The organism is Roseburia intestinalis L1-82, assembly GCF_900537995.1.
Taxonomy (GTDB): domain Bacteria; phylum Bacillota; class Clostridia; order Lachnospirales; family Lachnospiraceae; genus Roseburia; species Roseburia intestinalis.
On sequence record NZ_LR027880.1, the window covers coordinates 129,694 to 141,591 of the forward strand.

Annotated in this window: 12 protein-coding genes; 10 read left to right on the top strand and 2 right to left on the bottom strand. The window is 43.9% G+C overall.

The features are described from left to right. Positions 1–22: 22 nt before the first annotated feature. From RIL182_RS00635 to RIL182_RS00650, 4 genes are all read left to right on the top strand, one after another. Positions 23–895 carry a hypothetical protein gene (locus RIL182_RS00635; protein WP_006857085.1) on the top strand — a complete coding sequence of 291 codons (873 nt, stop codon included), beginning with the start codon at positions 23–25 and terminating at the stop codon, positions 893–895. An 89-nt stretch (positions 896–984) separates the two neighbouring features. Next, complete coding sequence (locus tag RIL182_RS00640) at positions 985–1,587, top strand: sensor histidine kinase (protein ID WP_134522975.1); 603 nt, start codon at positions 985–987, stop codon at positions 1,585–1,587. 9 nt (positions 1,588–1,596) lie between these two features. Further along, the gene (locus tag RIL182_RS00645) at positions 1,597–1,983 is read left to right on the top strand and encodes a hypothetical protein (RefSeq protein ID WP_006857174.1); all 387 of its coding nucleotides are present in this window, start codon (positions 1,597–1,599) and stop codon (positions 1,981–1,983) included. Positions 1,984–2,174: 191 nt separating this feature from the next. Continuing rightward, the gene (locus tag RIL182_RS00650; RefSeq protein ID WP_006857084.1) at positions 2,175–2,969 is read left to right on the top strand and encodes a TatD family hydrolase; all 795 of its coding nucleotides are present in this window, start codon (positions 2,175–2,177) and stop codon (positions 2,967–2,969) included. A 58-nt stretch (positions 2,970–3,027) separates the two neighbouring features. Here RIL182_RS00650 and RIL182_RS00655 read toward each other — a convergent pair whose 3' ends face one another. Further along, positions 3,028–3,933, bottom strand: coding sequence for a TIGR03915 family putative DNA repair protein (locus RIL182_RS00655; RefSeq protein WP_044998989.1), 906 nt, complete (start codon positions 3,931–3,933; stop codon positions 3,028–3,030). Positions 3,934–4,013: 80 nt separating this feature from the next. Continuing rightward, the gene (locus RIL182_RS00660) at positions 4,014–5,294 is read right to left on the bottom strand and encodes a putative DNA modification/repair radical SAM protein (RefSeq protein WP_242655560.1); all 1,281 of its coding nucleotides are present in this window, start codon (positions 5,292–5,294) and stop codon (positions 4,014–4,016) included. 299 nt (positions 5,295–5,593) lie between these two features. On the opposite strand from RIL182_RS00660, the gene RIL182_RS00665 reads away from it, so the two are divergent. The 6 genes from RIL182_RS00665 (at position 5,594) to RIL182_RS00690 (ending at position 11,787) form a co-directional block, all read left to right on the top strand. Then, the gene (locus RIL182_RS00665) at positions 5,594–7,687 is read left to right on the top strand and encodes a methyl-accepting chemotaxis protein (RefSeq protein ID WP_006857083.1); all 2,094 of its coding nucleotides are present in this window, start codon (positions 5,594–5,596) and stop codon (positions 7,685–7,687) included. Between the two features lie 206 nt (positions 7,688–7,893). Further along, complete coding sequence (locus tag RIL182_RS00670; protein ID WP_015561547.1) at positions 7,894–8,313, top strand: hypothetical protein; 420 nt, start codon at positions 7,894–7,896, stop codon at positions 8,311–8,313. A gap of 10 nt (positions 8,314–8,323) precedes the next feature. Then, positions 8,324–9,196 (top strand): 16S rRNA (adenine(1518)-N(6)/adenine(1519)-N(6))-dimethyltransferase RsmA, encoded by an 873-nt coding sequence (gene rsmA, locus RIL182_RS00675; RefSeq protein ID WP_006857082.1) that lies wholly within the window; start codon positions 8,324–8,326, stop codon positions 9,194–9,196. 25 nt (positions 9,197–9,221) lie between these two features. Continuing rightward, positions 9,222–9,848 (top strand): hypothetical protein, encoded by a 627-nt coding sequence (locus RIL182_RS00680; protein WP_044998987.1) that lies wholly within the window; start codon positions 9,222–9,224, stop codon positions 9,846–9,848. 58 nt (positions 9,849–9,906) lie between these two features. Next, complete coding sequence (locus tag RIL182_RS00685) at positions 9,907–10,929, top strand: SpoIID/LytB domain-containing protein (RefSeq protein ID WP_006857080.1); 1,023 nt, start codon at positions 9,907–9,909, stop codon at positions 10,927–10,929. Between the two features lie 84 nt (positions 10,930–11,013). After that, positions 11,014–11,787 carry a M23 family metallopeptidase gene (locus RIL182_RS00690; protein ID WP_006857079.1) on the top strand — a complete coding sequence of 258 codons (774 nt, stop codon included), beginning with the start codon at positions 11,014–11,016 and terminating at the stop codon, positions 11,785–11,787. Positions 11,788–11,898 lie beyond the last annotated feature (111 nt).

An 11,898-nucleotide genomic window follows, 5' to 3' on the forward strand; every position in this document is an offset into this window, starting at 1 on the left:
ACGTCAGGGAGGAATATGAGTTATGGGAGTTTCGGTGAACAGTGCCGGGAGCACCACGGGGGCAGTGGCAATGGCTGGAACATTGACTATTAAAAATGCAAATAAGGATTCGCGTGCGCGTATTGAGTACGTCTGTGGAAAGAGCAAAAGCAGCGGCACAAAGAAAAAACTGAATTATAACTATAAGGAAGTTTCCAATCAGCTTTTGCGTGCAAAGAAACCGCAGGGGGCAGTAAATGCGCTGACGAAGGCAAAAAGCAGGCTTGCCACTTTGCAGCGGTATGCCGCAACGGGAGAATACGACAGCAAGGAAATATCTGCAGCAGTTGCACATGCAAGACGGATGGTAGAGTGTGCGCAGCTTAAAGTGCGTCATTTGAAACAGGAAGAGATAGAAAATAGAAAATATAAAAGCGAAAACAAGTCTGAGGTGACGCAGAAGAAAGGTGAGATCAAGCGCCGTGCAGCAAATAAAGAACGCGAGTTAAAGGAAAAAATTGCAATCGAAGAGATCCAGAACGTACAGAAAGAAAAGGCAAAAAGGATCGAGATACGGCAGAAGCGCAACAGTCACAGACGTCAGGAGCAAAGCAAGATCAGTGAAGCGGATATGAAATACATCAAAGACCAGATGGGAAACCGCAATACGTCTGATATATCGCCGGATTCCGGTGTGATCGTGAGTCTGTCTGCCGAATCCACAAATTTACAGCTGACGGAGGCACAGATTAAGATGCAGGCGCAGCAGGATGCAGAGCTAGAGACAGATCAGACAATGAGCGGTGATACCGATACATTGTCGCAGGGCACATCCGCTGCTTATACAGGTGCTTCGGCGCAAACTGCACCTGCAGCAGGACAGAGTCCGGTAGAGAATATTAATATTTCCATTTAATAAAAAAACGATACTCAATTAAAAAATAAGACATTTTATAAAACCTTTCGTCCTTTTATGATAAAGATAAAAAGATGGGAGGTTTTTTTATGTCGAAAAAAATAAAACTGCATCAGATAAAAATCGTTGTACCGCACAGCTCGATCCGACTGCAGTTAATAACGGGATTTTTAGTACCCATTATTTTTATTATCATAATAGGTGTTGTTTCGTATCAGAAATCTTATGAGGGACTTACCCAGAACTATGAAAAATCAGCGCTTACAGCCATAGATATGACTGCAGATGGCAGGATGATCAGCGTAAATAATCCGGTTGACAGTGGTCTGATAGATACAGCAGAAAGTAGCAGTTATGTAAAAGTGGATGGCAGACGTTATTATTATATGAGTGCAGAGAGTTCCGTGACAGGTGGAAAAATTGTTGTGATGGTGCCGATTGAGTACATTACCGCAGGAACGAAAGATATCCGGGATATCACGATCGCTATGATCGTTGCGGCATGCATTGCAGCCATGCTTATTGCAACCGTGATCACGGCAGGCATTACGCGCAATATCAGAAAAAGTATCGGAAGACTTGATTGTGTGGCAAACGGAGATCTTACGGTACAGGAAAAAGAGAAACGGAAAAAAGGTGGAGAGTTTGGAAAACTTTTCGAGGCATTATTTCATACCATTACAAGAATGTGATCCCTGATCATGACCGTAGCGGAAATGAAAAATGAAGTCCTGCAGTCCGGGGAATGTGTCATGGAGACAAGCGGCAAAGTCAATGAAATGGTAGAGAGTGCCGGATATACCATGGAGGCATTTGGAAACATGAGCAGCGTCATGGAGAGTATGATACAGGAACTGGATGAGATATCGGGAAAAGTGGATGAGATGAACGGTAGAAGACATGCAGTGTTAGATAAAATACGTGCAATCGGGGATTCTTCTGAACATACCGTAAGAACCACGGAGGAAATAAATCGCTTCCTTGGACAGCAGATGGAGGATTCAGAGGCTTTAAAATCCGAAGTCGTAAAGATGATGGACAGCATGAAACAGTTAGAAAATGCCATTGAAACTTTCCGGTTAAATTAAAAAGACAGATCTAAAATATATTGTAAAAGTATTGGAACTTGGCGTAAAAGGGTATATATTTAAAGCAGGATTTCAGTTGAAGGGATTGCACCGGTAATCGAGGCTGTATATGGTGGACAGAGTGTACCTGGCGGTGAGATCATTGGAAAAATCCCGGTACTCATGCAGGTAAATAAAGGAGAAATATAATTATGATATTTGAAACACATGCACACTATGATGATGAACGGTTTGAGGAGGACAGGGATGCGCTGATCACATCTATGCCAGGGCGTGGTGTAGGAACGATTATCAATGTCGGTGCCTCAATCGAATCTACCAAAACAACGCTTGCACTGTCGGAGAAGTATCCGTTTGTCTATGCAGCAGTCGGTGTATATCCGAGCGATATCAGTGGCCTGAATGAGGAAACATTTGCATGGCTGAAAGAGCAGACCAAAAAAGAAAAAGTAGCTGCGGTCGGAGAGATCGGGCTGGATTATTACTGGGATAAAGAACCGGAAGTACAAAAACAGCAGAGATACTGGTTTGCGGAACAGATGAAAATGGCAAGAGAAGCGTCACTTCCTGTCATCATCCATTCCAGAGATGCGGCAGCGGATACTATGGAAGTGATGAAATCAGTACATGCGGAGGAGATACCGGGAGTGATCCACTGTTATTCTTATTCGAAAGAGATGGCACAGGAATTTATAAAAATGGGATATTATATCGGTGTCGGCGGTGTTGTGACTTTTAAAAATGCGAAAAAGTTAAAGGAGACCGTACAGGAGATCCCGCTTGATCGGATCCTTCTTGAGACGGACTGTCCGTATATGGCGCCGGAGCCGCACCGCGGGGAGCGAAACGATTCTTCATACATCCCGTTTGTGATTAAAAAGATCGCAGAATTAAGAGGGATCACGCCGGAGGAAGTAGAACAGGCGACGAGGGCAAATGCGGAAAGGCTGTTTCGTAATAAGGATATTATTTACAAAAAAGAATAGTTTGGTTATAATATATATAAGATAGTAAAGAGATGCTCTGTTCAATTGGAACAGGGCTTTATTTTTTTGCAAGTTCCGGTGTATCACTCCAGAAGCGCTTCGGAATGTTCTGTGCCTGAAGTTTTGGATTGATCCGTGCCTGGATCGCAATCTGGTCAAAAAAGGCCAGCCACAGTTTCTGATACGCAGACTCTTTTTCGGAGGTACGTTTTAAAAGGTCCTGATCTATGCCGGAGGCATCCACCAGCATGAAGTTCTTGCCGGCGGCATGGACTGCGGCCAGCTGCCGGTTCTCATCATATATCATAAAATTCTCCTGTGGGAGACGATCGGTGAAGTGCTCTGCTAATATCGGCAGGGCATTATTTTTTGGATGGATCGTGGAGAATAAAACACCATTTTCCAGTTCCGAAAAACGAAGAAAGCCGAGCAGGTGATGCGCTTCGTTTGCGGTAGCGCGCGACAATGTAAACAGGCGGTGGACATAAGGATTGGAGAGATCATGGATGGCGCGTGCTCCGGCGGCTGTATTCAGACCAAGTACAAGAGTGTGGTAAATAGCGTCGGCTTTGTCTAAGTCATTCTTTTTCGCGGGAACAATGGAGAGGATCGCATTTAAAATGGCATCGTAAAATTCACTGCCAAGCCTGCACTGGATGGTACGGGCGACTTTATCTGATTTTTCTGTGGAAGTTTCCACATGGATATACTCATAAAACAGTTGATAATTGTCCGGCTCATGGCAGACAACGTGGATATCTTCGTGCGAGCAGGCATGCGGGTATATGCGGGAAGAAGTGTCAGTCGCTGTGCTGCCGGCAGGATATTTTTTATTTTGATTTACTTTAAAATCCCACGCATCATAAATGCCGGAAAAAATTCCGTTGGGAGAATCTTCGCAGATAAATGTGTACATATTAATCCCCATTCTTGCGCTGTTTTTCAATGAAAACAACGTTTTCATTTGCATCTCAAGTTTGTGCGTAAGCACAAATCTTGCATGTGAAAAATCTTATTTTTCACACTAATCTCCATTCAGCATCATCAGGAAAACAAACTGAGCTGCTGATATCCTGCCTCACGTATTTCGCGTGGAATCTGGGTACGGTCGGCAATCAGGCTGCGGCAGATATAATCCTCGTCTAATTTTGTGGGATACATCATGCGACCGGAACAGGTGATAAAGTACAGGGCACGTTTTAGTACGACACCGATCTTTTTCAGATCGGAAAAATCGAGTTTATTCATACGTCTTGCCTTTACGATGCGGGAGGCAGATTTTGCACCGATGCCGGGAACCCGCAAAAGGGTGTGATAATCGGCGCGGTTGATCTCAACCGGAAAATACTCCAGGTGACGGAGTGCCCAGTCACATTTTGGATCCAGATAGATATTGAAATCCGGGCGGTCTTTGGTCAGTAATTCATCTACTTTAAAATCATAATAGCGCAGCAGCCAGTCTGCCTGATAGAGGCGGTGCTCACGTAAAAGAGGCGGACCACCCGGCAGAACCGGCAGGTTTGAGTCGTGGTTTACATTGACAAAAGCCGAGTAAAAAACTCTCTTTAAGTCAAACTTCTGATAAAGTGTCTCAGCAACGCGCATGATTTCATAATCGTGTTCCGGAGTGGCACCAATGATCATCTGTGTGCTCTGACCGGCGGGGACAAAACGCGGTGCTTTGCGGTAAATGGCAAGTTCATCCTTATTTTCCGTAATGCGGTTCTGGATCTGGCGCATTGGTTTTAAAATAGTAGTTCTGGACTTATAGGGAGCCAGTTTCTTTAAGCTGTCGGCGGTCGGAAGTTCTAAATTGACACTCATACGGTCGGCAAGAAAACCGGCTTTTTCCACAAGGACAGGATCTGCGCCGGGAATCGCTTTGACATGGATATAGCCGTTGAAATGGTAGACATTGCGTAGCCGGTAGAGGGTCTGATAGATCAGATCCATCGTGTAATTGGGACTGATCATGATGCCGGAACTTAGGAAAAGTCCCTCAATATAGTTGCGCCGGTAAAATTCTATCGTCAGCTCACAGACTTCATCCGGGGTAAAGGAAGCCCGTTTTACATCGGAGTTACAGTTGTTCTGGCAGTAGGCGCAGTTAAAAATACATTCATTGGTAAAGAGGATCTTGAGCAGAGAAATACAGCGCCCATCCGCAGAGAATGAGTGACAGAATCCGCAGGCGAGAGAGTTCCCCATGCCGGTGCCATTGCCACGGCGGTCCACACCGCTGGAAGTACAGGCAACATCGTATTTTGCAGCGGCGGTAAGTATAGAAAGTTTTTCCATTAGGGACATATTTTGCTGGATGTTCATGTTGATCTCCATTTCTCATGGTCTTTTCATATTCTTCATAGTTACATATAAACGGGGTTGGATTATCGGTCGCATATTACTAAAAACAGAACGAGTGTTCGATAAAATCAATATAACACAAAATCAAAACACATGCAATAGAAAAACGAAAATATGTTCGATAAAATGAATAAAAAAATAGCATATAATTTTTAAAATCTACGAAAACATAACGAAACAGTATATATTTTATTGAAAATAAAGTCGAATATGGTAAAATTGAAACAACAGGAGGAATCTGGACAGAGGGGGAAATTGGTATGAAATCAATAAAAACAAAAATTATTGTAACTGTAATACTATGTTCGCTGGTATCTACATTTATCTGCGGAGCGATCAGTATTGTAAACTCAGTCAGCACTTCTTATGAAGATTCACAGCAGGAAATGCAGCTTAAGTGTGTGAGTCAGAGCGATGAACTTGATACCATGATGCAGAATGTTTCACAGTCAGTGGAAATGGTATACAGCATTGCAGTTGCCAAACTGGAACATGCAGCATCCTTCCGGACGAGTAAGGACTATGTGGATACTTATACAAAGCAGATGCTTCCTATCCTGATGCAGTCTGCACAGAACACAAAGGGAGCACTCACGGCGTATATCCGTTATAATCCTGAATTTACGGAACCAACAAGCGGACTTTTTCTAACAAGAGATAACAGTGACAGTGAGTTTGAGAGTGTGACGCCAACGGACTTTTCCATGTATGATCCGAGTGATGTGGAGCATGTCGGATGGTATTATATTCCGGTACAGAATGGAAAAGAAACCTGGATGGAACCATACTTAAATTCCAACATTGGTGTATATATGATCTCATACGTTATTCCAATCGAGGTGGACGGCGAGTCTATTGGTATCATCGGAATGGATATTGATTTCAGCGAATTTACGGATACGATCGATTCTTTAAGTATATTTGACAGTGGTTATGGTTTCCTTGTCAATGAATCTGGTAAGGTCATGTATCACAAAGATCTTGAGATTGGAAGTAATCTTGCGGATGCAGACAGCGGACTGCAGTCAGTAGTGGATGCGCTTGGAAATGAGCAGACGGAGGAGACTGCCGTTTCCTATACTTATCAGGGAAAAGATAAGGTCATGTATTATAAGACATTGGAAAATGGCATGAAATTTGTCCTTACGGCACCAAAAACTGAACTGCAGGAAAAATCCAGACAGCTTGCAAAACAGATATTCGGAGGAGCTGCTTTTGCAATGATACTTACCATAATTATCGGTACAGTACTCGGATTTACAATCACAAAGCCGATCACCCAGATCGACGGTATCGTAAAACAGACGGCTGAATTTGAGTTTGCGAGCAATCCGGCAAACCAGCACCTTTATAAAAGAAAAGATGAAACCGGAAGAATGGCGATATCACTTCACAACATGCGCAAGAATCTGCGTCAAATGGTAGCAAATATCCGTCATGTATACACAGATCTGAAAAATACGACAGAACAGCTTTCTGATACAACGAAACGTGTGCGTGAGATGAGCAGCGTCAACACAGATACGACGCAGGAACTTGCAGCAGCAATGGAAGAGACAGCGGCGACGATGGAGACGGTCAACACCACAGTCAGTGACATCAAAGAGCGCGCAACGGATATTGAGCGGTATTCAAAGGAGGGACGGGAGTCTTCTGTTGAGGTAAAGGAACGCGCAGGTCAGCTTAAGTTAAAGACGCAGGCTGCAAGCGAAAAAACGGTTCAGATGTACGAAAATGTACAGCAGAAAACGGAAGCTGCCATGGAGCAGGCAAAAGCAGTAGAAAAGATCAACCAGTTTACACAGGCAATCCTTGAAATTTCAAGTCAGACGAATCTGCTGGCATTAAATGCCTCAATCGAGGCGGCAAGAGCCGGAGAGGCAGGAAAGGGATTCGCAGTCGTTGCCGGAGAGATCGGTACGCTGGCAACCCAGACATCCACGACGGTCGGCAGTATCAATGAAATCATTGCCGAGGTAAACCAGGCTGTGGCAAATATGACAGGATGCTTAAAGGAAAGTACGGATTTCTTAGAGCAGACAGTACTAAAAGATTATGAGGACTTTATGGGGGTTGCAGACCAGTATACGAAAGATGCAACCGTATTTGATGATGATATGTCTGCCATCAGCGGACAGATCAATACACTGTTAAGTTCCATCGTTGAGATTGCAGATGCCATGCAGGGTGTCAGTTCGACGGTTTCCGAGGCGGCTGATGGTGTGACGGATATTGCACAGAAAACACTTGAGGTTTCCGGAATTGTCCAGGGAAATGAAACACTTGTGGACAATAACCGTGAGAATATTGTACGGCTGAACAGTGTTATCGAAATGTTCCACGATGAAAAATAAATCTTTGCCTTATATATGATTTTTGTATATAATGAAAGACAGGGTGTCAGAGACGGACAGACCGTGATGGCATCCTGTTTGTATATTTATGGCGATAGGTCTGCCCATGGAATGCGCAGTCTGTTTATTGTATACAATATTTTATACGCAGAAATGGAGAATAGTGTGAAACATAAGAATTTTCACACGCAGAAATGGAGAATAACATGGATAACGATATTTTTTCACACTTTCCGGACAGGGAAACATTTGACAGATACTGGAATGAGAATTATGTTCCTGTTACATACGAGGATGTGGCAACGGTATTTCGCGATTTTGTAAAATCTGCAGAGGGACATATTTATCTTTCTGATTATGAGGAGAAAGGCTGTATTTCCAAGGAAGATTTCAAGGACAATCTTTCCCAGGAGGCGCAGTTTGCTTTTCAGGATGGACTGACGGAAGTATTTTATGATAAAAATCCGGAGCTTTATGAAACGGCATTTGCACTTTTTGAGGAGGCACAGATGACAGGTCAGGGAGATGCAAGTGTGGCACAGACTTTTCATGAGACATTTAACGGGTTGTATACAGAGTTTTTAGATACGCTGTTTGAGGAAATGTTAAGTAACCGGAAGGATTGAGAGGAGTTTTATGGCTACATTAGGGATTCCGCAGAATACGATTGCGGTTTTGCAGAAATATCATTTTAATTTTCAGAAAAAATTCGGGCAGAACTTTCTGATCGATCCGCATGTACTTGAGAAGATCGTCGAGGCCGCGGGAGTGACAAAGGATGATTTTGTTCTTGAGATCGGTCCGGGTATCGGTACGATGACACAGTATCTGTGCGAAAATGCCAGGGAAGTGACTGCGGTAGAGATCGATACAAATCTGATCCCGATCTTAGAGGATACACTGAGTGCCTATGATAATGTGACTGTGATCAATCAGGATATTTTAAAACTGGATATCGCAAAACTTGCGATGGAAAGAAATGGTGGAAAGCCGATCAAGGTCGTTGCAAATCTTCCTTATTATATTACCACACCGATCATCATGGGACTTTTTGAGAGCCATGTTCCGATCGACAGCATTACGGTCATGGTGCAGAAGGAAGTTGCAGACCGCATGCAGGTAGGACCGGGAACGAAAGATTACGGTGCACTGTCGTTAGCGGTGCAGTTTTATGCAAAACCGGAGATCGTTGCCAATGTTCCGCCAAACTGCTTTATGCCGCGCCCGAATGTCGGCAGTGCAGTGATCCGGCTGACCAGACACGAGGAGGTGCCGGTGCAGGTGGATGATGAAAAACTGATGTTTCACATTATCCGGGCATCATTTAACCAGAGAAGGAAAACACTGGCGAACGGATTGTCGAATGCGCCGCAGGTACATCTTTCCAAGGAAGAGATACAGGAGTGTATCGCAGAACTTGGCGAGCCGCTTACCATCCGGGGGGAGGCACTTACGTTAGAGCAGTTTGCAGCGCTTTCCAATATTATTGGAAACAGACAGAAAAAATAAAGTTGGAAATGAGGAGGAGAAGGCTATGGACGAAAATCAGAACATGAACAATGGACAACAGACTTACGGGGATCAGCAGTATAATGGAGGTCAGCAGACCTATGGCAATCAGCAGTATAACAATGGACAGCAGACTTACGGGGATCAGCAGTATAATGGAGGTCAGCAGACCTATGGCAATCCGCAGTACAGCCAGAATAACTGGACACCGCAGGAGCATGGTCCGGTTTCAGATATTTTCTGCTATCTGTTACTGATCGTAATGCCGCTGCGTGAGATCATCAGCATGGTTGCGACATCATCTGTATTTCAGGCAATGACTTATGACAGCATTATGGATGGCAGCTATATGAATGTGATGTACAATGGAAGTTATGTGATATTTTCTCTGCTTAATTATGCATTGCTTGCGGCATTCATTATTTTTGTTGTCATCGACATTGTAAAGATCAACAAGCAGAATTATAAAATACTTGGACTGATCCTGTTTGCAATCTTTTTAAAGCCTGGTTATTATGTATGGCGGGCACATCTTTTAAAACGCAAAATGGCGTTTCCAATCGTGTATACTGTACTTTATGCACTGCTGATCATGGCAGAGATCGGATTTGTAATGATGCAGGCATTTAGTCTGGTAATGAATGTGATGTAAAAAATCTGAATGAGAAGTCTCTCTGTTTCATATATTAAATGGACAGGGAGATTTTTTTATGGGAAAAAGACGAAGAAAACGTGCAGGTTTCTGGCTGAAAGGAATATGTCTGATATTACTGGTGCCGGTTTTTATCACAACACTGATGCAGCGAATGCGCCTGGAAAACCTCATTTATGGAAAGGAAGGGGCGCAGGAAGTACTGAACACAATAGACAGTGTAGAGGGTATGGAGAGGGAAGTCCGGGAGCATCAGGAAAATAAAAAAGATATCTTATCAGGACAGGCAGAGACACAAAGTGGAGACAGTAAGGATGAGGATGAAGAAACTGAGATGAAGGTCTTGCAGATCGTGGCGCAGGAGATCGGGATTGATAAATCAGCGGAAACGATCAAAGCACAATGTGTGATCGCCAGAACGAATCTGTATGATGCCATGCAGGCGGGGACGAAGGAACCGGAGAGCATGCCGCCGGATCAGCAGCAGGAGCTTTGGGGAGAAAATTTTGATAAAAATTATCAGAAACTGAAATCCTGTGTGGAAGCGACGGCGGGGGAGACACTCTTATATAACAGAACTTACATATATGCGGCATATCATGCGATCAGCAGCGGGCGGACACGCAGCATGTCAGAGTTATATGAAGATGCAGACATGCCATATCTTGTTACGGCAGAATGTCATGCGGACACCACGGCGGAAGGTTATCTTTCCGTGTTTTATTATGAAAAAGAAGAATATCTGGAAAAATGCAGGACTGCATATCCTGATGCAGGGCTGACGGAACTGACACAGATTGAGATCGTAAGCCGTGATGCGGCAGAGTATGTGACAAAAATCAAAGTTGCGGGGGAAACATACGATGGAGAGCAGTTCCGCCATGCATTAGAGCTTCCATCTGCCTGCTTTACGATCACGGAAATGGACGATCATGTGCGTATCGTGGCAAGGGGCATGGGACATGGTTTTGGATTGAGCCAGAATACAGCAGAGAAACTTGCAAAAGAGGGATATGGTTATCGGGAGATTCTTGCTTATTTTTATAAGGGAGCAGTGATCGGGCAGGCCGGTAATTTATAGGAAAGAAATAAAAAAATAATCGTATAAACCATCCGGGATGTGGCAACACTATGGTTAAAAATAAATAATGGATGGTGAGAAATAATGAAAAAGAAAGGTTTTTTGGGGTACAGACAATATGTGATTGCGGGGCTGCTGATCGCTTTAGCGGCAGTTGGAACGACTGCGTTATACAGCAGCCGACAGGAAAAGGAACGGGAGCAGATGGAAGCCGAACTTGCAGAAGAAATGCAGAAACAGGCAGATGATATTGCAGCAGAGGAGAGTTCGGAGCAGTCTGCCGAGGCATCTGCACTGGTTCCTCCAAAACAGTCTTTAAATGAAATGGAGAATGAACTGGATGATCCTGCCGTAACGGCGGAACTTGCAGAAGAAAATAATGCAGCGGAAACGGAAGAAACAGAAGCAGCACAGAGCATTCAGACGACAGGCAAAGCACAGACACTTCATTTTTCGGAGGAGCTGCTCTGGCCGATGGAGGGAAACGTGATCATCAATTACAGCATGGATTCCACGGTTTATTTCCCGACGCTTGACCAGTATAAATATAATCCGGCAGTGATCATTGCAGGTGAGGTCAATGATAAAGTCTATGCAGTTGCCAAAGGCCAGATTAAGAGTATTGAAAATGATGAGGTGACAGGCTGTACAGTTACGGTCGATCTGGGTGATGGCTATGAGGCAGTTTACGGACAGTTAAAGGAGCTGAATTTTGCAAAGGGAGATTATGTGGAGGCCGGACATGTATTAGGATATGTTGGAGAGCCGACGAAATACTTCACGGTAGAGGGAAGCAATCTGTATTTTGAACTTGATAAAGATGGCACACCCGTAGATCCGGTAGCATATTTCGAATAAAAGAAAAAGCATTCTTCCTTGAATAAGACACAGTTCTATTTTATAATAAAATGGCATTCTTTTTAGAGAGAAAACGTGAAAAGAAATGTCTGTTGTGGAATGAGAGGAGGC